Raw genomic sequence first — 22,954 nt, 5'->3', positions numbered from 1 at the left:
AATTTGAGCCATTCTTTAGCCTGTTTTATCATCTTTTTTAAATTACAAACAACAGCATAATGACAACATGGAGATGGTTTTATATTTTTTGCTATAATGACATGGATTTGTTTCATAGTAGTAACAAATTGAAAATATACCATTATGGAGGTAATGCTATGGCTGACACAATCAATACAACTGAAGCAACTCATGAAACAAAAAAACCAAACGCTTTTGTAAATTTTTTCAAAAACAATTTGACTGATAAGCGTTATGATTCATTAGGTCTCATTGGAGCAGGGGTTTTATGTTGTGTCTTGAGCGGTGCTATGGGGATTGTTGGGATAATCTTTGTCGCAATAGGAATCTTTTTGTCTTTTTCTAATATCAACTTAGTGAAATTAACTGAAAAATTGTTCAAAAAGCAATCTAAAGCGGCAACAACTGTCAATAACGAAACCCAAAAATCTCAAGCAACAAGCGTTACCAACGAACCAACTGAAGCCAAAGAGACTAAAGATTGAGGCAAAACAACGATTTTGACTGAAGAAAGAATGAGAGAAAATTTCAAAAATTTAGGCGTTGTAGTGGTTTATTACTCACTGCATGACTTACACAAGCAACCTATAAATTCTTTTTTAGATTTAAGAGTAGTTGTTTGCAATATGAGTCTAGCTACGAGTTACAATGTGAGTAATAATTTTTCTAAGTTTAATATTAAGAGAGTCAGAGGATATTTGATTTGTTCTGTTTGTAACACACCTAAAATGATACAAAGAGGATTGAATGGTGTCTCATTTTATGGTTGCTCTGATTATGTAAATAAAGGCGACTGTAAGGGCGTTTTACGAGAAATAAATGGCTCAATGAAAGCGGTCTGCTTGCATTGTGAAAACACGCCCATAATGGAAAAAGTAGAAAGTGGTAGGGGAGGAGCTTACGCTTGTAAGAATTGCAATAGGAAGTTTTACTTTATCGATCTTGCAAAACAAAACGAACGAAAAAAAGATTTAGAAAAAGAAAAAAAAGAATTGCTTAATAAGATTGAAAAGCAAAAAATCAAACGCCTTGAGCGTTTCATTTTGGCTGGTGTAAAAGCTAATATTAAAGAAAATTCTTTTTTCTTAGGATGTAAAAATTATCCTAAGTGCAAATGGACTGCTAGTATGGATTCACAAGATCTTAAATATCCCAAATGCAATAGATTAATGAAAAGAAAAAAGAATTTCAAAAACAATGAGTTTTTTACAGCTACATCGCTTATCTTAAAAGCAATAGAATTTTGTCTCCATATTAATTTGAAAAAAAAGGAAACTAATGTTTAGAAAACTAGCAACCGCTGTATTACTCATGGGCTTACTAATCTCTAACACTCTTTATGCTAAAGAAATAAGTGAAGCCGATAAGGTCATTAAGGCCACTAAAGAAACTAAAGAGACCAAGAAAGAGGCTAAACGCCTCAAAAAAGAAGCTAAACAGCGCCAACAGATCCCTGATCATAAGAAACCTCAATATGTCTCTGTTGATGACACAAAAACTCAAGCGCTTTTTGATATATACGACACCTTGAACGTGAATGACAAAAGCTTTGGGGATTGGTTTGGTAATAGCGCTTTGAAAGACAAAACTTATCTCTACGCTATGGATCTATTGGATTACAACAACTATTTATCCATAGAAAACCCCATTATCAAAACAAGAGCAATGGGGACTTATGCGGATCTCATCATCATCACAGGTTCGTTAGAACAAGTCAATGGGTATTACAACATTCTAAAAGCGCTCAACAAACGAAACGCTAAGTTTGTGTTAAAAATCAATGAGAATATGCCTTATGCCCAAGCGACTTTTTTAAGAGTGCCAAAAAGAAGCGATCCCAATGCCCACACGCTTGATAAGGGAGCGTCAATTGATGAGAATAAGCTTTTTGAACAACAAAAACGCGCGTATTTCAACTACGCCAACGATGTGATCTGCAGACCTAATGATGAAGTGTGTTCGCCCCTAAGAGATGAGATGGTAGCTATGCCTAGTAACGATAGCGTTATTCAAAAACCCAATATCGTTGCTCCTTATAGCTTGTATAGACTCAAAGAGACAAATAACGCCAATGAGGCCCAACCATCACCTTATGCCACCCAAACCGCTCCTGAAAACAGCAAAGAGAAGCTCATAGAAGAGCTAATCGCTAACTCCCAACTCATAGCCAATGAGGAAGAGAGGGAAAAGAAACTCTTAGCAGAAAAAGAAAAACAAGAGGCTGAATTGGCTAAATACAGGCTCAAAGACTTAGAAAATCAAAAGAAACTAAAAGCTCTAAAAGCAGAGTTGAAAAAGAAAAACGCTAAGAAACCTAGAGTAGTGGAAGTGCCTGTTTCTCCTCAAACAAGTAATTCTGATGAAACAATGAGAGTTGTCAAAGAAAAAGAGAACTATAATGGGTTATTAGTGGATAAGGAGACCACGATCAAAAGAAGCTATGAGGGGACTTTGATCAGTGAAAATTCTTACAGCAAAAAAACACCTCTCAATCCTAATGACTTGAGGAACTTAGAAGAAGAAATCAAAAGCTACTACATCAAGTCTAACGGCTTGTGTTACGCTAATGGCATTAGCCTCTATGCAAAAATCAAAAACGACCCCTATAAAGAGGGAATGCTGTGTGGTTATGAGAGTGTTCAAAATCTGCTCTCACCTCTAAAGGACAAGCTCAAATACGACAAGCAGAAGTTACAAAAAGCGTTACTGAAAGATTCAAAGTAAGTTAAAATTTTGTTTGAGAAATGGATTTGTCTGACCTTACTCCTTAGTTCCTTAGGCTATCCATGCCAAAAGGTAGCCATTAGTTTCAAGCAATACGAAAATCTTATCCATATCCATCAAAAAGGTTGCAACAATGAAGTGGTGTGCAGAACGCTCATCTCTATCGCTTTACTAGAAAGCTCTCTAGGGTTGAACAACAAGCGAAAAAAATCCCTTAAAGACACTTCTTATTCCATGTTTCATATCACTTTAAACACCGCTAAAAAGTTCTACCCTACCTATTCTAAAACGCTCCTCAAATACAAATTGTTAAACGATGTGGGTTTTGCGATCCAATTAGCCAAACAAATTTTAAAAGAAAATTTTGACTACTACAAACAAAAACACCCCAACAAAAGCGTGTATCAATTAGTAGAAATGGCAATAGGCGCTTACAATGGGGGAATGAAACATGACCCTAATGGCGCTTACGTGAAAAAATTCCGTTGCATTTATTCTCAGGTGCGATATAACGAATAAAGCATGCTAGAATTAACTTATTTTGAATCTTTATAATTTTTATAAGCAATCTTGGTGGTATACTCCTACTATCTTACAAATTTATAATAATAATTATTTGCATCATTATCTTTTAATCTTTTTAAAATATATTTTGATTCTTTTTGTTAAGATATTCTGTCTTTTTATTTTTTGGAATAGGCTTTTTGCCTTCCTTATAAGAACATATAGCGTAAGAATTCTTCCAATTCGCACCATTTTCTCTGAGCATGGGTGCTGTAAGAATGACTTGATGAATTTTAACCTAGTGCATGCAGCAATCCAATAAAAGCGATGGTTGGCAAAACAAAGAACACACAAGCTTTTGGTGAGTGAAAATTCCATTAAAGATATAGGAAAACTCAAACGCTTCATGCAAGACAAAGATCATATTTTTTAGCAAAGAAGCACCTGATCTGATTTTGAAAGATTTCCAAAACGAAACTAATGATTAGAAATTAAAATCACAGTTCGCTTGAACCCACAGGCACTAAAGATTTATCATAACTCAATTCGCCTCTGGTTTTAGCGGCTTGCAAATCATCATAGAATGTTGCTTGATCAGGCACTTTCCCCAATTTGTATTTCTTGCTCAAACTTGGACTCACCTTAATGAGTTCATCGGTGAAGAAAGGATCATCGTAGTAAAGCGCCTTGTGGCATTTGATAGGTTTGAGCGTATTTTCTAAAATAATAAGCTCATCGCCCATAGTCATCAATTCATCAGGGGTCATCAAAAACCGCTCCTTGTTGCTGATAGAAGTGTTGGTCTTACCTGTATTATCATCAATGCTTCGGCTCACATCTTGTCTTGTGTATTTCCCTAACACCTTAGAAAGTTTTTCAAAGTGTTCATAGTAGTTATCGTTGTTGATTCCATAATACATATTCAAAGAAAGGTTGTCTAAAATAGTCTTAGCGCCATTCCTACCATAACCAAGTGGGGGGTCATTCTCTAGTTGCGCCTTACTTTGAAACACAAAAGCGGGGCGCATGTTGTATTCTGCCATAATCCCTACCGCTTTAACAAAGGTCTCTAAATAGCCACACAAAGTGAATTCGTCCATGAGCATTAAGCAGCTTCTTTTGCATTGTGGATCATGGATTGGTAGAATAAGGTTGCTATAAATCATCACGTTGAAAAACAGCTCTAATATCGGTCCAACAATAGTGCTTTCTTTAGGATTAGCGATCACACCAATACTCACTGCATCGATCCTTAAACGCCTGAAATCAAAATCATTAGCGCTTGTGAAATTTCTAATCATGGCGTTATTATAAGGTGCAAAGGCTGAAGTATATACCCCTTGAACCGAGCTATAAGTTTCTCTAGCACCGCCCATTGTCTTGAAGCTATTCCACATGTTTCTAGTAGCAGGACTAAGCGCTCTTAGATTGTCGCCACTCTTATCTTCTTCACCTCCAAAAAATTCCATCAGAGACACGACTTTTTCCATGTTTGTGTCTTCATCAATCAAGTTGATACCGCTTGCCATAGAACCTATGAAAAACATCGTAGGGGTTTCAGGCATGATGATTTTTTTTCTTTTGACAAACTCAAGCCCCTTTTTAGTCCACATGAGATCCCTATAAATATTGCAATTGATGACAAAAAGATTTCGCGCTTGATTGCTAAAAAAAGGATCTTTTTCATTAGGTCTTTCAGGGAACACGAGCTTTGCCAATCCAAAGATTTGAGTGGAAAAATCCCCTCCACTAGCCACCATCCCATGCCCTTTTAGGCGTGTGTCAATTTGAGAGAGTATGTCTTCGGTCAAAACCACATCATTACCAAAATCCACATAAGCGAAAGGATTAAATCGGTGTGTTTTTAAGGAGAAAGGTTCATAGATGAACACTTTTTGGTTGAAGCGTTTCTCTCTGATTTTCCCGCAAGTTTCCATAGTGTCAGCTTTAGGGTCAAACACAACGATATTTTGAGGATAATTGATCATATTGGGCATGATGAAACCCACACCTTTACCGCTTCTGGTAGGAGCAATCAAGCCAATGAACGCCTGTCCTGCATAAGCGATAAAATCCCCCAAGCCACGCCTGCCTACAATAACCTCTCGTTTGTCAAAGGCGCGTTTTTTGTTGTTGGGCGTGATAAGTTTGGCTTTGATCATTTTCTCTTCAGTTTCCCAACTCGCGCTACCAAAGAGATCATCAACTTTTTTATTCGCTCCTATATCTCTAGTCCGAGTTAAGTATTTTAAGAACCACACAAAAAAGGTAATGAATATATAAGAGCATAAAATAGAACTATATACGACTAAGGATATATTGAACCCATAAATCTTGAGTGAGCTAAAAGTGAGCGCCTTAAAATAGTAATTAGGAAAATCTTGTATCGCATAGACCCATATATCAAAAAGATCATCATCACTTTCAGGCGATCGATTATCATCATAAAAATTACCTAAGAGAATCAAGAAAAATAACCCTGATGTGATAAAAGAATAGGATAGTAATAGTATAGCTTGCAACCAAAAGCCAAAGGTTTTAACCCTTTCTTTCAGCCCATCTATAATGATTTCTTTAAAGCTTTTTTTCTTTTGAGGCTGGTTAGCTTTATCTTTAAAAACCTTTTTTTGAGTTTTTATGAATTTGTAGAGGAAAAATAACGCTATTAACCCTATGAAACTAAAAATAACAACCAACTTATAATCCTCTATGAAGTATAAGGTGTTATACAAAAAGTCTTCCATTATGCCTACTACCTATGTTTGATATAAAATTCATCACACTGTTTGTGGTGGTTGATATGAACGATTATATCAATCAAATCTTTAAAGCCTTCAATGAGACTTTCAAACTTGATATTCCTTGCTGCGCTATTAGATGAACTCATGTTAGCTAAACGAATAAACGCTTCTTCACTGCTCCCTGCATGCAGAGTGGTTAGCGTGCCTTTATGGCCGCTACAAAGCACATTATAAAAATCGTATGCCTCACTGCTTCTGAGTTCCCCTAAAATGATTCTATCAGGCCGCATTCTCAAACATGACTTTAAGCAATCAGCAGAGGTGATATTCCCACCAAAAAAAAGCTGTGTGTAGTTCTTGTGGTGTTTGAATACAATCTCTTCGGTGTCTTCAATGGATATGATCCTTTCTTCTTTGGGGATAAACTCCATGATGCTTTTGATATAAGTCGTTTTACCGCTTCCTGTGCCACCACAAACAATCACATTTTTACCAATAGCAATACCATCTTTAATCGCACTGATCGCTTGTTCTTTGTTATCTAGTAGATTATAAAAACCCTGCTCTTCAAAGAAGCTATGAGGATAGGTTGTTTTGCTAGGTATCCTTATGGATATGGAAATGGTTTCATCATTAACTGTAACAGGGGAAAGGACAATCTGCACCCTTTCACCATTCGCTAAATTGCTGCTCAAAATAGGATTTTCATAGTTGTCTATTGTTTTTTTCTTAAAACTTGCACAACACCGAGCAAAATGCATTAAACGAGACAGGCTAAAAGCTTTCTTGTTTCTCACATCAAACGGTTGCCATTCGCCATTATTTTTTAAAACCCATACAACCTTGTCCCCATTGTAACAAATCTCAGTGATATTTTCCATTTTTAAAAAATCACCAAAAAGTTCTTCAGTAGCATGCCTTAGAGGATTTAATGCCGCTTCTTTTAAAGCTCTTTCTACTTCTAGAAATTTTTTATCTTCTGCACTCAATCTGTCTTCAGTCATGTTCTTATTCCAAATTTAATTTTAATTGGGTTATCAATTTAGCTCTTTCTAAAGAAGTGAGATAAGTCTTATTTTTGCTCAAAATGATATATTTAGTCCCTATATCTTGGACAATCTCATTGAGCTTTTTCCCAAAATCATCTATCCCTAGAATCTGAAACGCCACGCCCATCATATTGCCATCTATGAATGGCGGTAAATACTCTCTTGGCAGATAAGAAGCCACTAGGTCTGAAATTCTTGCCACTTCATCACACATGAAATTATTGAAGTTGTCAGAAATTTCTGCAACAAACTCTCCAAGCGTTAGTTCATTTTTGATCGTGCTTTCTGCAAAAGTCTTTTCTTGTTTGCAACGATTGTAACTGGCTAACACAAGGTTGTTCAAATAGTTGTAATAAGTATCAAAACTAATAAAATTCTTTTGCATATTGATTCTTAACTCTTGAACCCTTCTCAAAAAATCTTGTGGATCGTTGCTATCTTTTAAAGAAGTGGCGTAATTTTGAATAAACTTATCCCTTACTTCATTCGCATTTCTCATAAGAGAACTGTTGCTATCTAAGATCTTTTGTCTTTCTGTTTCATTGAAACCGAGTTCCATTGCTGTTTCCTTTCATTGTTTTTGCTTGGTTTTTTTTCGCCACTATATCCTCTAGAATAGCCTAGTTGGTTTTGTCTTTTATTTTGTAAAGAACCGAGTTTAATAACATGAATATATTTTATCCTTTCTCTTGAATCAATTGCCACCTTTGGGGCTTGTGGTGATTTCTTCATGTTCTCTAGACAAAGTTTTGGTGCTTTGTTTGATAATTTCATCTACCACAGATTTGTTGGTAATTTTAACATCATACACGCCGCTAAAATCAATATCGTCCATTGTGAGAATCTTAATACTATCGCCCTCATTTTTGTAAAAACTTGGGGGGATATTCATCAGTTGCCCTAGAATTTGATTAGACATCTGAGCTGAACTTTGCATACTGCCATTGATAGCTTGACCCAAAGCGTAATTAAATTCAGGTGTCCTTTCACTTCTACCTTTGCCAAGGCCTATGAGTTTATCTAAAGCTATGATAGGCGCGGTTTGCAAGAAGCTATTAACCACGCTTGCTATCACAGCAAAGCCTATACGCTTCATGAAGTGATTATTCACATAGCCATCTACCCCTGCTTCACCCAGCATGCCTGCTGCTTGAGCGTTTGCTAGAGGTATTATCACCCCATCAGGCGTAATGGCTTTAGTAAAGACTATCATTAAACGAGTCATAATAGGCGTGCCACCTTTCACGCTTTGATAATTCCCATACACCTTAGTGCCTTTGTCTAATAAGATCATAGTGCCGTTCATGTTCCATACATCTTTGGCTACAACCCCACTCACTATACCCGTGAGGGTGGCATCTACTTTAGAAGTCAGAGTGATTTCAATGGGGGTGTATTGCGCTAAAACAAATGTGGGATCACTCTTGCCTATAAAGGCCTGTTTGACAGGGCTTGTTTCATCTTGTTTTTCTTCTTTCTTTTTATCATCAATGGGATTACCATTTTCATCTACGAAATCCCCACTCTTTTCTTTTTTGTTCTTAAGAGCGATTTCGCTGATATTTTTAGCGGTTTCTGCGACATCTTTGTCTATCTTATTGCTTTCTGCTTTAGTTTCTGCTGTGGGTTTTTTACTTTTTTCTTTATCATCATCTTTTTTATCGCCACCTAAAGCCTTAGCTAATTTAGCTTCTAAATTCTTATCCTTAATGGTTTTCTCTGTTTCGTATTGCTTAGTAATATCAGGCTCTATGGAAGCATAAATAGGATTATCGCTAGCTATTTTGTCCGCATCAACATTAGTGGCGTTAATAGTGGCAATATCGCCACCATTTTTAAAATCCATTGGCAACAATGGATAACCTTTAGCCGCCATGTTATCAAAGGTTTTGCGGCTTCTTAGATCGCTATAAATCCGATCCACTTCATCAGCTTGTCGTTTGATTCCTAGAATTAGCGCCCTTTCGCTATCGCTCAATCCCTCTAAACATTGCTCTATGGCTTCTTGATCAGTAGGGTCATCTAAGTTATCCAAACACTCGCTTGCTTGATGCAACCTTTCTGTTTTACTCAATTGATTTTGTTTGTTCTGTGCCTTTTTATTTTGGATTTCTTGGATCAAATCGCTATAAAGGTTTTGGCATTTCCTTTTTTCTTCATCGGTTTTAGCCATAGCCAAACAATCCGCAACAGCCTTTTCTCTAGCTTCTTGCAGGTATTTGAGCTTCTCTTCATCGCTCAAACCATCCAAACACTTCATAATAGCCGCTCTGTCGTTAGGATCGGCGTTCTTCAAGCAATCTTTTATCGCTTTATCTTTTTGTTGGAGTTCTTTCGCTAAAAATTTCCTCGCTTCAGGGGTGAGCAATTTCTCGCATTCCTGTTTTTCTTTTTCATTCCTAGCTCTTGATACGCAGTCCAAATAAGCCTTAACGCTATTCTTAACTTCTTGCTCTAAGAGTTTCCTCGCTTCAGGGGTGAGTAATTTCTCGCAAGCTCTCCTTTCTTCTTCATTTCTAGCTTGAGAGAGACAGTCCTTATAAGCTTTAAGGCTCTCTTTAGCTAAAACATTTTTCTGTAAGTCTTTAGGAAGATTTTTAAAACATGCTTTTCTTTCTTCTTCATTTCTAGCTTTTTCCAAACAATCTAGCGCTTGCTTCTCTAAAAATTTCCTAGCTTCAGGCGTGAGTAATTTCTCGCATTCTTGTTTCTCTTTTTCATTCCTAGCTCTTGAAACGCAATCCAAATAAGCCTTAACGCTCTTTTTAACTTCTTGCTCTAAGAGTTTCCTCGCTTCAGGCGTGAGTAATTTCTCGCAAGCTCTCCTTTCAGTTTCATTTCTAGCTTGAGAGAGGCAGTCCTTATAAGCTTTAAGGCTCTCTTTAGCTTCTTCTAATAGTTTTTTCGCTTCAGGCGTGAGTAATTTCTCGCATTCTTGTTTCTCTTTTTCATTCCTAGCTCTTGAAACGCAGTCTAAATAAGCCTTGACGCTCTCTTTGGCTAAAACCTTTTTCTGTAAGTCTTTAGGGAGATCTTTGACACACCTTTTTTTCTCAGCTTCGGTTTTAGCGTTTTTCAAACAATCTAGCGCTTGATTCTCTAAAAGTTTTCTTGCTTCAGGCGTGAGTAATTTCTCACACTCTTTTTTCTCTTTTTCATTCCTGGCTCTTGATACGCAGTCTTTATAAGCCTTAACACTCTCTTTAACTTCTTGCTCTAATAGTTTTCTCGCTTCAGGGGTGAGTAATTTCTCGCATTCTTGTTTCTCTTTTTCATTCCTGGCTCTTGATACGCAGTCTTTATAAGCCTTAACACTCTCTTTAGCTTCTTCTAATAGTTTTCTCGCTTCAGGGGTGAGTAATTTCTCACACTCTCTTTTCTCATCTTCAGTTTTAGCTTGAGATACGCAATCCAAATAAGCCTTAACGCTCTCTTTGGCTAAAACCTTTTTCTGCAAGTCTTTAGGGAGATCTTTGACACACCTTTTTTTATCAGCTTCGGTTTTAGCGTTTTTCAAACAATCTAGTGCTTGCTTCTCTAAAAGTTTTCTCGCTTCAGGGGTGAGTAATTTCTCGCATTCTTTTTTCTCTTTTTCATTCCTGGCTCTTGATACGCAGTCTTTATAAGCTTTAACGCTTTTTTTAGCTTCTTCTAATAGCTTTCTCGCTTCAGGGGTGAGTAATTTCTCGCATTCTTTTCTTTCAGCTTCGTTTTTGGCTCTTGATACGCAATCCAAATAAACCCTAACGCTCTCTTTGGCTAAAACCTTTTTCTGCAAGTCTTTAGGGAGATCTTTGACACACCTTTTTTTCTCAGCTTCGGTTTTAGCGTTTTTCAAACAATCTAGCGCTTGTTGCTCTAAAAGTTTTTTCGCTTCAGGGGTGAGTAATTTCTCGCATTCTTTTTTCTCATCTTCAGTTTTGGCTTGAGATACGCAATCCAAATAAGCCTTAACGCTTTTTTTAGCTTCTTCTAACTTTTTTTTCGCTTCAGGGGTGAGTAATTTCTCACACTCTTTTTTCTCATCTTCAGTTTTGGCTTGAGATACACAATCCAAATAAGCCTTAACGCTCTCTTTGGCTTCTTCTTCTAAAAGTTTTTTCGCTTCAGGGGTGAGTAATTTCTCACACTCTTTTTTCTCATCTTCAGTTTTGGCTTGAGATGTGCAGTCTTTATAAGCTTTCAGACTCTCTTTAGCTAAAATATCGCTTTGTAAGTCTTTAGGGAGATCTTTCAAACACTTTTTTCGTTCTTCATCGGTTTTAGCGTTTTTCAGACAATCTAGAACCTGTTGTTCTAACTTTTTTTTCGCTTCGGGCGTGAGTAATTTCTCGCATTCTTGTTTCTCTTTTTCATTCCTAGCTTTTGAAACGCAGTCCTTGTAAGCCTTGACGCTCATATCAGCTAGTAGTTCTTTTTGCAAGTCTTGGGGAATATTTTTCAAGCACTCGTTTCGTTCTTCATCGGTTTTAGCGTTTTTCAAACAATCTAGCGCTTGCTGTTTCAATCTTTCTATAGCTTCTTTAGACAAGCCTTTCAAGCATTCGTTTTTCTCAGCCTCTGTTTTGGCGTTTTTGATACAATCCTTATACTCTTGAAGCTCTTTTTGAAGCTCTAATTCCTTACGGAATTTCTCTCTAATCTCAGGGTCATTTATGAGTTTTAGGCACTCTTTCCGTTCTTCATCGGTTTTAGCGTTTTTCAAACAATCTAGAGCCACTTGAACTTTTTGTTGGTTCAGTAAGCTTTTTTTCAGGTTTTCATCTTTGATTAAATCTAAACACTTAATCCTTTCTTCTTCAGTTTTGGCGTTTTTGATGCAGTCGTTATAAGCCTCTAGAGTCTTTTTCATTTGATCTTGAAGTTTTTTGTCTTTGATAAGCTTCAAACATTCTTCATAGTTGCCACCATTACTAATACACTCATAAAAGGCTCTCAATGGGTTTTTGTCCTCAATTTCTGCAATATTCAAATAGTTGTATAAGGTTCTATTGGGATCGTCATTGAAGAAAAGATTCTTATCGATCATATTGCCTTTTTCATTCCGTTCTTTTAGCAATCGGTTATACTCTTGCCTTATTTGGATTTCATCATTAACATAAAGATTCCTGTCTTTGCTAAAACGAGAGCTTTTATCTTCCAAAGGTATAAAGTAGTGAAAAATGCTTCTAGAAAATAAAATAATCACGATAAGAACAGCGACTACAATGCCACCAATAATGTATTTCTTTTTGCTTCCTTTGATAATCTCTTGATCGTTAGAGTCGTCAGTTATTTCTTCTAGCTTGTCTTCATCAAAATGGGTTTTAGTTTCTTGGGTTTTAGTTTCTGCGGAATTGTCAAGATGATTGTCTGAGCTTTCTTCTTTTAAAGAATCTTCAAAATGATTGGCTTCTGTTGCTTCTTCATTAGATAGATCTTGGGGTGAATCTTGTTGGGCTTTTTTAGAAGTTTCATCATCAATTAAGTCCGTTTGAGTTTCTTCTTGATACTCATTATTTTCTTGATACTCATTATTTTCTTGATCGTCTTCTTCGTTCAGTTTTTGGGCTTCTTCATCTAAACTCTTTTGCTGAGTGAAAGGTCTTTTATCATCAACTAATTTTCTGGCTTTCTTGAATAACTTGTCTGCCAGACTGCCATTGCTAGATTCTGAAGTTTCATTACCTCCAGAATCTATTTGAGTTTGGGTTTCTTCTAGCTTGTCTTCATCAAAATGGGTTTTAGTTTCTTGGGTTTTAGTTTCTGTGGGGTTGTCAAGATGATTGTCTGAGCTTTCTTCTTTTAAAAGATCTTCAAAATGATTGGCTTCTGTTGCTTCTTCATTAGATAGATCTTGGGGTGAATCTTGTTGGGCTTTTTTAGAAGTTTCAAGTTTATCGTTTTCTTCATTCATGTCTTAACGCCTTTTTATTTATCTCTGACAAGAGGGAGCTTTTTAATCACACGCTCCAATTCACCATAATTTTTGATATTGTAATTTTTTGTCAATGGATTTTTCCCATAGCCTTTATTGATCACTGTTACAAGGGCTTTGTCTTTAATGAGCTTAAACTTCTCTGCAATTTCATTAACTCTATACCACCTCAATCCTGAATTAGTCATGTTAGGATCAATGGCGGCATCAGTCATGCTCAATTTCCCATCAGGTTGAACCACAAAAATAGCAGGTTGGAGAGTGATGTTTTTGAAACCAAAATAAGTGAATGTGCCATCATCAAAAATTTCAGAGGGCATAATATGTTTAGAGCGTTTTTCAGGTGCTTGGTAGTAATTGTAGTTTCTAGGCACAGGGTTTCTTTTTAACGCATTATGCACATATTGGGTCTCTAGCGCCTTTGCTTGATCTAGTATAATTTTTTGTTTTTCTTCTCTTATTTTTTCTTTGTTGATAATCTGTTCATTGCTCGCCATCATTACTCTATTGATGTAGGCTGTGGTGTTGAGATTTTCTTGCTTGATCAATTCTCTCTGCCTCTTTGCTTCTTCTCTCTTTTTTAATTCCTCTTCAATAACGCTAGAGACTTCGTGTCTTTGTGGGTATTCTAATTTGACTGTTAGATACGCCGAAGCAAAATTGTCTTTTTGAGCTATCCTCAAAATGAATTGATACAAGGCTTTATTGGTCCGCACAACAAGATTGGTTCTCCAAGCGCTATCGCTAGGAGATAATTCTATGGAGTTATCCTCAGGGCTTTTTTGAGACTTATCTGTCTTAATACTGATTTTATCTTTGGCTCTTTGCTTGATTGTCTCTTCAGCTTGTTTCTTGTTGAGTTCTTCAATTTGTTTGAGCGCATTAGCTTGAGCCTGTTCTTGCATGTCCTCTAGTCGTTCCATTTGGTCTAATTCATTTTCTCTCTGTTGCTTGATCAATTCGCTAAGATTTTTGTTATTGCTCAAATTTTGTGGGTTACTCATAGCGTTAGTGAGATTTTCTAAATTGGCTCTATTTTTTGCACGCTCCTCCTTTCTTTTTTCTCTTTTATCTTTTTGCGCTTTTTGCGCCTGTTCTTTAGCTTCTTTTTCTTTTTCTAGAGCTTTTTTTTGTTCTTCTAATTCTTTAGGGTCAGGCGCATCTACGATAAGTTTTTTTGTTTTTAAAAATTCTTGGTAATCTCTTGTCATTAGGGCAAAATTCACTGCTTCTTTTTCAAACATGAGATTACTTTTTACCGATTTAGGTTGAATGAATATATGATTGGAATTAGGCACAATACTCCAACCTTTATTGAAACCTGTTGTGATGTAAGAAATAGTTTCATCTTTTTCAAGTTGGATCACAGTAACATTGTCTAATGAAGTCCAAATCGTAATAGGTTTTTCATCTCCCAAATAAGCAATCTTCTTATTCACCACTTTCACCCTACCACGATTAAAATTCTTAATGTCAAGTGCTGCTGCTTCTATTGCACTAGATAAAAATAAATAACCAAGACAGAAACAGCCAACAATTTTTTTAAAAAATGCCTGCCCCATCAACAATTCCTCTTAAAAAATATTTGTAGTTGTAACACAAGAATAAAGTGGCTTATCCTTTAAACATAGATCCACCAACTCTTCCTATCATTAAGGCATCTCTTTCTCTATCCATTCTGCTACCATCCATAGAAACAGAGCTGAAAATGGTATTAACGATCGCATTGACACTCTCAATAATCGTCTCTATGAAACCTTTTAAAATAAATAGGGTGATCAAACTCGCAATAGTTGAATCGATACCTAGTCCCCCTTGATTGATGTTTTGTATAGCAACAGAGGGCGTTATGGTCAAATTGAATGCCAATAATGCCAAAACACCAAAGAGCAAAATAGGAATAGCTAGAACCAGGATAAACAAATTATTAATAAACCATATCAATATGTTTTTCATAGAATCTTTGAACCAATCTAGCACGATCAAACATACCGCAATAGGGAACACAATACCGCTAAAAGCCCCAGCTATCAAAGGTTTCACAACCACAGTGCTTATTCTCATAATGATAGTTACTTGCATAAAAATAGCAAATAAAGAAATACCTGCCACTTGCAAGCCTTGTAACAAACTAGGAGCGTTGTTGCCAACATTAGAAAAAACAGCTCTTACCGCAGGTAAAATTGAATTAACAGTGTAATTCAGCACTAAATCTAAAGCCCAAAAAAGAACTTGATTCAGCCCAAAAGCGCCTGCTAAACCAAAATAAATGGAATAAGAGATTTTATAAAGATAACCAAAACCTGCATAGGCGATAAAAGAGACCATCGCCATTTTGAATAATGTCCCCCCAACAAATCGCATGTATTCAAAACCTATGTTAAGCTGAATGCCATTTGAAATATCCCTCAATTTCATAAAAGAAATGAAAACAAAAATCCCAAAAACAATATAAATTAGGTAAGAAACAAAATCAAGATATGACCCTTGCCCTATGATAATGTCAGGCAGATTGACTACACCATATGCAGGAAGAACAGCAGCGTCCGCTCCTTTGACAACAGATTCTAGTGCGGCAAAAGCAAGCATGGCTGTAGTGTTGTTTTGCAGTTTATTTGCAGTGAATTCTTTACCAATCAGCCAAATTAAACCATCAGCTGTAATATTCGTAGAAGCTTGAGCGGTTATTGAGCCAATTATTTGTAAAAGAATATTGCCTTTCACATTGTCCTCAACACCGCCTTTGGTAAAATTCTGAATCTTGTTGCTCAAATTGTCTAGCACGCTATCCATGGATATGTCTATGTTTTTATTTATCAATGCGTTCCAACCAAAATTACAGCCACTTGATGGCGTTAGAGCAAAACCTTGTATAGCTGTAGCAACACTTGCCCACGCCGATCCCCATAAAGGACCTAAAGTGTTCAAATATTTCACCAGATTGCTAGCGGCTAAACTTGTGGCTAATGGTGTGCTAAGCGCTTCGATCACACCCTGCCCTGAACTCTTTCCACTCCCTGATTGGCCAATAGATGTATAGCCTGTCAAAATATCTGCAAAACTCTTGTTGGTTAAAACATAACTCGGTATCAGCATGCAATAAACTGTTTGGTAAATTTTGAGATTTGAAACAATGGGCAAATCAATAGCTTTCAACCAATTAGGAACAATGAGAAAAAAGCTCATGATCGTTATTAAAAAAGTCCTTTTGATATTAAACATGCTCTTATTTCTCTAATGTCTTATTTTTCGCTTCCACTTCTTTAATCTTTCTCAAAATTTCGCTTACCGTCTGTTCGTTTTGCAAATCTGTGATTTGAATGTCAAACACTTTGAAGCCAAAAGGATTGATGATAAGATTTTCTTGAGAAGAGTTGCCTCTAGCAAAATCATAATAAATAGTTACTTGTTTTTTAGTAATATATTCATAATTTTCCATCGTATCAGGTGTGATTTTGATGGTAATGAAAAATGTTAATCTCGTTAAGGGACTATTTTTGACTTTTTCTCTTTGTATGTTAGAGCTAATGATAGCTTCTGCTCGGACTTTATCCACGAATTGTCTGATATTTTCATTGAACATTCTCATTGCTTGGGTTTGAAAACTCACATCGCAATATTGCATTAGTTGATCCTTGCGATCCCTCAAAGAATTTTTACTATAACCAAACAGCAATGAGACAAATTTTGAAGTTGCACTATCCACAACGGCTTCAGAATTGACAATTTGCCTAGCATCGGATCGTTTGACAATTTTAAATTCTCCTGTGTATCGATCAATGCCATAAACAAATATATCCGTTTTCTTCAAAGGCATCATCATTACAATACTCGTTACAGCGGCGACATTGAGTGCCATAGAGAGATAAAAAGCCCTTTTGAAAGTCCTATTGGCCTTATTGAGTTTTGCCAATCTATCAAGGGCTATCACACCCCCAACTAAATTTTCATCAACCAAGACTTCCTCGTTTTTTTTCCCCAACATGCGACAGCTTTATTGTTTAATTATTGGTTTGTTGGTTGTAAAACTTGAGAGATTTTTCATTAAAAACTCCTTAAAATAACTCTAATTATAGCAAAATTTCTGTAAAAATATGTATTTGAAAAAACCTTATAATAAGAATCTTTTTGGATAAGGTGTTGAGCAAAGATTCCTTATAAGCAATGTAAGCAGCGAATTGCTTCAAATAAGAAGCAAGATGAAACACGATGCAACTCAAAAAGTAAGAGCAATGAGTAAGCAGTCGTAACTTAGTAATGAAATTTTAGAAGCGCCTAATTCAAAGAGATAAGACAATCGCAACCTAGAGAGAGAATGGTATAATATCAAAATAAGTTCTCAATTTAATTCTTGAAAGGAGCTTCATGAACGATACAACAGAGCATCATGGACCTAATCCGCTAAACGCCCCACCACCTAGCAACTCACAGAGCAATGATCTCTTAAATTTGCTAGACTCATTATATCCCAAAGGGAGTTTAGGGGAGCAAAGATTTCACGAAGCTTTAAAGAATCAAGAAGAGTTGAAAAATATCCTAATAGAAATAGAAAAGCTACCGCAAGAAAAAAGGTATGAACTTCTGATGCAGATAGGACAAGCCAAGCAAAGAATAATGGAAGCATATGCTCATTCATTCTTAGGATATATAGGGGGACTAGAGCATCTGTTAGGATTGTGTATGGGTGGGATATTTGTTTTGTTTGCAATCTATTTTGTATTTTTAAGAACTAGCAAAAACATGGAGCTAGTGGAAAGTCTAAAAACAAAACTAAAACTTCAGTATTTTTACTATGCCTTTGGTGTGGGTGCGGTTTTGTTTTTTGGATTAGAAACAATTAGATCTATTTATGAACTATATATCTTAGGAATTGGTAGCACTAACGACAAGGTACTCTTTGTTTTGAAAAACATTTGCTTCATAGGTATGGGCTATTTGATTTATAAAGTTATTAAGGTTATTGGTATAAAAAATTTTATCAATGGTCTTTTCACTTCAAAGAAACAAGGCGGTGCAGAATGAAACTAATGAAACGAGAGCAATAAGGAGAAACAACAATGAAACTGAGAGCAAGTGTTTTAATCGGTGCGACAATTCTGTGCTTAACTTTAAGCGCGTGCAGTAATTATGCGAAAAAAGTGGTGAAACAAAAGAACCATGTTTATACGCCTGTGTATAATGAACTGATAGAGAAGTATAGTGAGATCCCCTTAAACGACAAACTCAAAGACACACCATTCATGGTGCAAGTGAAGTTGCCAAATTACAAGGACTATTTGTTGGATAATAAACAAGTTGTACTAACTTTCAAACTTGTTCATCATTCTAAAAAGATTACGCTCATAGGCGATGCTAATAAGATCCTTCAATACAAGAATTACTTCCAAGCTAATGGAGCAAGATCTGACATTGATTTTTACTTGCAGCCTACTTTGAATCAAAAGGGTGTGGTGATGATAGCGAGTAACTACAATGATAATCCCAACAACAAAGAACAACCACAGACCTTTGATGTGTTGCAAGGAAGTCAGCCAATGCTAGGAGCTAACACAAAAAACTTGCATGGCTATGATGTGAGTGGAGCAAACAACAAGCAAGTGATCAATGAAGTGGCAAGAGAAAAAGCCCAGCTAGAAAAAATCAATCAGTATTACAAAACTCTCTTGCAAGACAAGGAACAAGAATATACCACTAGGAAAAATAACCAACGAGAAATTTTAGAAACATTGAGTAATCGTGCAGGTTATCAAATGAGGCAGAATGTGATTAGTTCTGAGATTTTTAAGAATGGCAACTTGAACATGCAAGCCAAAGAGGAAGAAGTTAGGGAGAAGTTGCAAGAAGAAAGAGAGAATGAATACTTACGCAATCAAATCAGAAGTTTGCTCAGTGGTAAGTGATTGAAAGAAAAGGAGAGAATAGATTTTTCTAAGGGTAGAGAGAAACGCCAACGGGCGTTAGCTTTACTTGATAGGTAAGGCGATCAAGTAGGTAATCTTTTTAAAGTGCTCATCATTTTTTAATTCTGTCTCTGCCCAAGACGAATATTTTTCAAACTGAATTTTGTTAGTTACACCGAGATTTTTTGTTCGTTTTCCATATCAAGCATTTTGCACTCCTTTTTCTTCCATGTATTTTTCAAGATCAAATTTCATCAGCAAATCCCTAACATAGTCGTTATATTGTTCAATGGTTTTTAGATTAGCATAGAAATTCACTTCTTCATCTGTCATCACAAACAATTTCAATAGTGGGAGCTTAGTATCATACAATTCTATTTGCGAGTCCATTTCTCTAATACTCATCTTAAACATGATGGGCTTGCTGAAGAAAGGCAGAAATATTCCAAGAATTGATCGATCAAATTTGGAGAATAAGAAATTAGGATTTTCTGCAATCGCATGCAACAGTTCCATAGTCTCATTCTCAAGCAAACGATAAACCTTTTTAAATTTATCAATACCAATGCTTTTGATAACAGCGCGATAATCTTTCATGTAATTTCTTAGAACCTTATCTAACGCTCCCTTGTTTGTATGCATCTGTTTAAAAAAATCATGCATGGTTTTTATTTGATCCATGATTTTCTTTTTTTCATCAGTGCCTAAAAGTTCGTTCTCTTGCAAGCTCTTAATAAGTTTTTCTTTCTTATCTTTTGAGTTGGCAATCATTAAGAAGAGTTTTCGCATGTTATTACTCATATCGCTCTTAATCCCTTCAATGGATTTGGTTTCTCTTTAGATTGTTCAGATCGTAAAGGTTTATATTGAAATTATACAATATCTGTTGTGTGAAAATTTCAGAGCGGTCATAATTCAAAGAGCAAGAAACTATTTTTTTAACCATCAAAAAACGCTTTCACAAATAGCCCTAAACCGATTTAAAAAAGTTTTAATGTTATAAAGCAAGATAAGTTGTAAGAATGCGTTACAACTAAAATAAAGAGTCAAGATAACTCATTTTCAAAAAGGAGTCTTAAGTAATAAAATCATAACATTCAGCTAGTAATCTATTGCCTTGTTGATCAAACAAAGCTCTGCATGAAAGATGAAAAAATTTCATCTTTAGAGAGTTAATACACCACTAGAGTCTTACTTGAGAGACACTCATTTTATTAGTGGCTTTGTCTGATTTGTTGCTACCAAAACCATTACCAACCAAAGCAGATCCCATGTTTTTGATACTATCGAATCCATTCTTCAGCACTTCTGCCATAAAATTCTTGATATTGTCCATAGGCAAGTTAAATTTTTTCCCTAATGCTTCATTAAGTCCCATCATTAACATCAGAAAGAACAAAAAATTTAATATCATAGAAAACAAATCACTGGATAAACCTGTAAAAAGATTTGTTCCGCCACCCAACAAAGAAGCTAAAATTTTTCCCATGATCAGTCCTTTTATTTTTGGTTGTGTAAGTTCTTGCTTGTTCGGATCTCTAATGCGTGTTTTAGTAGGAAGCATTTCACAATAGCATACCTAAAGCTACTAAGAAAATTCTTGAATCTATTGGTAAGATTACTCATGAAATCAAGCGATAAGTAGCCACCAATCGCAAAAAAATCAAATATTTTGCCACCAAACAAGCCATATCCTTTTTATTTTTATCTCCTAATTATAGCAAATTTTTCTCAATATTAATTTGGAAAACCACCACCATATCAAAAACAAATTACTAACACACTAGATGCAGAATTATTTTTAAAAAACGCTCCTTTAAATTTAAAATCATGGGGTTTTAGGATTTGAATACCAAAAATAGATTGGTTTTTTCAAATAAGCTAGCTTTGGGTATGCGCTTAAAAAGATTTTAGTTTTTAGTCAGTAAGGTTTTATGCTAATGTTTGGAAATAAAGAAATTTCTCTAAATCAAGTCTTGAGAAATTTTTGAACGAATCATAAGAACCAATTTTGCCATTGAGTCATAAGTATGATTAGCTTCATCGTGAAATTTGCGTGGCTTAAGAGATAGTATTTGCTTATTATGCTGAGAGAAACGAGTAGCAAAAGATAAGTAGTGTAATAAAAAAAGCTAGGTTTTGTTATAAGAGCAAATAAGAATAATATTGGATAAACTAAAATCACCCCTGCCCCATAAGAAAAAAGCCCTATTAAAAAACCTATAACGATAGAGCTAATATTGAACAGCCTATAATAAAGGCTGTACTTATCTAAATGTTTATTGAAAGAATGTTTGAATTGTAAGAAGTTTTGTTTTAATTTGCTAATCGGTTGTTTCATTTTGGTTTTTAAAGCAATAGTTCAAGGCGGTGAACCTATAAAGGAGCAAAGGAGCATAGGAAATAATAAGTCTTTTAAAAAACCACCTTAATCTAGCTCAAAATCCCAAAGAATACCCTACTATGCTGATACTAGCATGTGGTATAGCACAAACCAACGATTTGTTTGTTTATGCCAAACAAAGAACAGAAAACACCTATCAAGGAATAAAGGAGTTTCTATCCAAAAAACACCAATCCATTGTATAAAAATAACCTTAAGAGAAACTTAAAAAATACCAACAAGCCGCATACAAGCAAGAAAAACATAACACTATATTAAGAAAGGTAATGTTATTGTTATACCAAAAAATGGAAAAAGCCCTTTTGAATTTTTATGATTTCAATAATCCCTAATCTGATCCAATCAAAAACCTTTTTGAATACTAGCTAAACACGCTCAGATGTGATCTATTATTTTTCAAAAATGAGCTATTATTTTATTAACTTGATACTCAAAGACCTAGATTTTACTTACCTTTTGAATATGGAAAAGTTTTGATCCATAGTTTTGTGGAAATTGTGGTAAAATGTATTGATATTTTTTGAAATTTTAAGGTTACAAAAACTATAAGATGCTTGCAAAAATCGTTTTTAGCTCATTGGTTGCGTTTGGAGTTTTGTCGGCTAATGTGGAGCAGTTTGGTTCATTTTTCAACGAGATAAAAAAAGAACAAGAAGAAGTGGCTGCAAAAGAAGACGCTCTTAAGGCTCGCAAGAAGCTCTTAAACAATACGCATGATTTCTTAGAAGACTTGGTTTTTAGAAAACAAAAAATCAAAGAGCTTGTGGATTACAGAGCTAAAGTCCTTTTAGACTTAGAGAACAAATACAAAAAAGAAAAAGAGGCTCTAGAGAAAGAGACAAGAGGTAAAATCCTTACTGCTAAGTCAAAGGCTTATGGTGATCTAGAGCAAGCCTTAAAAGATAACCCTCTCTATAAGAAACTTCTTCCTAACCCTTATGCCTATGTTTTAAACCAAGAAACATTCACCAAAGAGGATAAGGAGCGTTTGAGTTATTACTACCCTCAGGTGAAAACGAGCAGTATTTTTAAAAAAACTACCGCTACCACTAAAGATAAGGCTCAGGCTTTGCTTCAAATGGGTGTGTTTTCTTTAGATGAAGAACAAAACAAAAAAGCGAGCCGATTAGCTTTATCTTACAAGCAAGCGATTGAAGAATATTCCAATAACATTTCTAATCTATTGAGCAGAAAAGAATTGGATAATATAGATTATTACTTACAGCTTGAAAGAAACAAATTTGACTCCAAAGCAAAAGATATTGCTCAAAAAGCTACTAACACGCTTATTTTTAACTCGGAACGCTTGGCGTTTAGCATGGCGATTGATAAGATCAATGAGAAATACTTAAAGGGCTATGAGGCTTTTTCTAACTTGTTGAAAAATGTCAAAGATGATGTGGAATTGAATACTCTGACTAAAAACTTTACCAATCAAAAATTGAGTTTCGCTCAAAAACAAAAATTGTGTTTGTTGGTTTTAGACAGCTTCAATTTTGATACCCAATCCAAAAAATCTATATTAAAAAAGACTAATGAATACAATATTTTCGTAGATAGCGATCCTATGATGCATGACAAAACCACTATGCAAAAAGAACACTACAAGATATTTAATTTCTTCAAAACAGTGGTTTCTGCATACCGAAACAATGTTGCCAAGAATAATCCCTTTGAATAAGAAAGGAGACGCT

Annotated in this window: 18 protein-coding genes and 1 pseudogene; 8 read left to right on the top strand and 11 right to left on the bottom strand. The window is 35.4% G+C overall.

Going from position 1 to position 22,954, the window contains the following annotated elements; genetic code table 11:
- The first annotated feature begins 158 nt into the window (after positions 1–158).
- The 5 genes and pseudogenes from cag1 to cag4 all read left to right on the top strand — a co-directional run bounded on the left by cag1 (position 159) and on the right by cag4 (position 3,264).
- Positions 159–506 carry a cag pathogenicity island protein Cag1 gene (cag1, locus tag J5F42_RS02880; RefSeq protein WP_097562447.1) on the top strand — a complete coding sequence of 116 codons (348 nt, stop codon included), beginning with the start codon at positions 159–161 and terminating at the stop codon, positions 504–506.
- Positions 507–521: 15 nt separating this feature from the next.
- Positions 522–679: pseudogene (locus tag J5F42_RS07890) on the top strand (cag pathogenicity island protein).
- Positions 648–1,307, top strand: coding sequence for a topoisomerase DNA-binding C4 zinc finger domain-containing protein (locus J5F42_RS02875; RefSeq protein ID WP_024369399.1), 660 nt, complete (start codon positions 648–650; stop codon positions 1,305–1,307). Before J5F42_RS07890 ends, J5F42_RS02875 begins: the two are co-directional and overlap by 32 nt.
- Positions 1,300–2,745 (top strand): type IV secretion system outer membrane cap subunit Cag3, encoded by a 1,446-nt coding sequence (gene cag3 / locus J5F42_RS02870; RefSeq protein ID WP_097699148.1) that lies wholly within the window; start codon positions 1,300–1,302, stop codon positions 2,743–2,745. Before J5F42_RS02875 ends, cag3 begins: the two co-directional genes overlap by 8 nt.
- A 9-nt stretch (positions 2,746–2,754) precedes the next feature.
- Positions 2,755–3,264 carry a VirB1 family T4SS lytic transglycosylase Cag4 gene (cag4, locus tag J5F42_RS02865; RefSeq protein ID WP_283491526.1) on the top strand — a complete coding sequence of 170 codons (510 nt, stop codon included), beginning with the start codon at positions 2,755–2,757 and terminating at the stop codon, positions 3,262–3,264.
- A gap of 482 nt (positions 3,265–3,746) precedes the next feature.
- On the opposite strand, the gene cag5 is transcribed toward cag4, so the two are convergent.
- From cag5 to cagV, 7 genes are all read right to left on the bottom strand, one after another.
- On the bottom strand, positions 3,747–5,993 hold the full coding sequence (gene cag5 / locus J5F42_RS02860) for a VirD4 family type IV secretion system ATPase Cag5 (RefSeq protein ID WP_097699146.1): 2,247 nt from the start codon (positions 5,991–5,993) through the stop codon (positions 3,747–3,749).
- An 8-nt stretch (positions 5,994–6,001) separates the two neighbouring features.
- The gene (virB11, locus tag J5F42_RS02855) at positions 6,002–6,994 is read right to left on the bottom strand and encodes a cag pathogenicity island type IV secretion system ATPase VirB11 (RefSeq protein ID WP_000133864.1); all 993 of its coding nucleotides are present in this window, start codon (positions 6,992–6,994) and stop codon (positions 6,002–6,004) included.
- 4 nt (positions 6,995–6,998) lie between these two features.
- Entirely contained in the window at positions 6,999–7,598 is a 600-nt protein-coding gene (cagZ, locus tag J5F42_RS02850) for a cag pathogenicity island translocation protein CagZ (RefSeq protein ID WP_000418837.1), read from the bottom strand.
- Positions 7,599–7,733: 135 nt separating this feature from the next.
- A complete protein-coding gene (locus tag J5F42_RS02845; RefSeq protein ID WP_283491525.1) occupies positions 7,734–12,935 on the bottom strand; it encodes a CagY family CD-EC repeat-containing protein in 5,202 nt (1,733 codons plus the stop codon).
- A 14-nt stretch (positions 12,936–12,949) separates the two neighbouring features.
- Positions 12,950–14,518 (bottom strand): type IV secretion system apparatus protein CagX, encoded by a 1,569-nt coding sequence (gene cagX / locus J5F42_RS02840; protein ID WP_283491524.1) that lies wholly within the window; start codon positions 14,516–14,518, stop codon positions 12,950–12,952.
- A gap of 52 nt (positions 14,519–14,570) precedes the next feature.
- Positions 14,571–16,178 (bottom strand): cag pathogenicity island VirB6 family T4SS protein CagW, encoded by a 1,608-nt coding sequence (gene cagW, locus J5F42_RS02835; protein WP_283491523.1) that lies wholly within the window; start codon positions 16,176–16,178, stop codon positions 14,571–14,573.
- 4 nt (positions 16,179–16,182) lie between these two features.
- Positions 16,183–16,941, bottom strand: a complete 759-nt coding sequence (gene cagV, locus J5F42_RS02830) for a cag pathogenicity island type IV secretion system protein CagV (RefSeq protein ID WP_000900801.1) — start codon at positions 16,939–16,941, stop codon at positions 16,183–16,185.
- 380 nt (positions 16,942–17,321) lie between these two features.
- Here cagV and cagU point away from each other — a divergent pair, with 380 nt between their 5' ends.
- Positions 17,322–17,978 (top strand): cag pathogenicity island translocation protein CagU, encoded by a 657-nt coding sequence (cagU, locus tag J5F42_RS02825; protein WP_001000423.1) that lies wholly within the window; start codon positions 17,322–17,324, stop codon positions 17,976–17,978.
- A 35-nt stretch (positions 17,979–18,013) separates the two neighbouring features.
- A complete protein-coding gene (cagT, locus tag J5F42_RS02820) occupies positions 18,014–18,856 on the top strand; it encodes a type IV secretion system apparatus protein CagT (protein WP_000776470.1) in 843 nt (280 codons plus the stop codon).
- 201 nt (positions 18,857–19,057) lie between these two features.
- Here the strand turns inward: cagT and cagS are convergent, their stop codons facing one another.
- The 4 genes from cagS to cagP form a co-directional block, all read right to left on the bottom strand.
- The gene (cagS, locus tag J5F42_RS02815; RefSeq protein WP_000069543.1) at positions 19,058–19,657 is read right to left on the bottom strand and encodes a cag pathogenicity island protein CagS; all 600 of its coding nucleotides are present in this window, start codon (positions 19,655–19,657) and stop codon (positions 19,058–19,060) included.
- A gap of 382 nt (positions 19,658–20,039) precedes the next feature.
- On the bottom strand, positions 20,040–20,420 hold the full coding sequence (gene cagQ, locus J5F42_RS02810; RefSeq protein ID WP_097699142.1) for a cag pathogenicity island type IV secretion system protein CagQ: 381 nt from the start codon (positions 20,418–20,420) through the stop codon (positions 20,040–20,042).
- Positions 20,357–20,542: a hypothetical protein gene (locus tag J5F42_RS02805; protein WP_079337943.1), complete on the bottom strand. Its 186-nt coding sequence runs from the start codon at positions 20,540–20,542 to the stop codon at positions 20,357–20,359. The genes cagQ and J5F42_RS02805 overlap by 64 nt, the downstream gene beginning before the upstream one ends.
- A 310-nt stretch (positions 20,543–20,852) precedes the next feature.
- The gene (cagP, locus tag J5F42_RS02800) at positions 20,853–21,197 is read right to left on the bottom strand and encodes a cag pathogenicity island protein CagP (RefSeq protein WP_000812858.1); all 345 of its coding nucleotides are present in this window, start codon (positions 21,195–21,197) and stop codon (positions 20,853–20,855) included.
- Between the two features lie 613 nt (positions 21,198–21,810).
- Here cagP and cagM point away from each other — a divergent pair.
- Complete coding sequence (gene cagM / locus J5F42_RS02795) at positions 21,811–22,941, top strand: type IV secretion system apparatus protein CagM (protein WP_078294566.1); 1,131 nt, start codon at positions 21,811–21,813, stop codon at positions 22,939–22,941.
- Positions 22,942–22,954 lie beyond the last annotated feature (13 nt).

The organism is Helicobacter pylori, assembly GCF_030062585.1.
In the GTDB taxonomy this organism is placed as follows: Bacteria; Campylobacterota; Campylobacteria; order Campylobacterales; family Helicobacteraceae; genus Helicobacter; species Helicobacter pylori_CN.
Note: the sequence above shows the minus strand (reverse complement) of the source record. Positions and strands in the feature narration are given on the sequence as shown.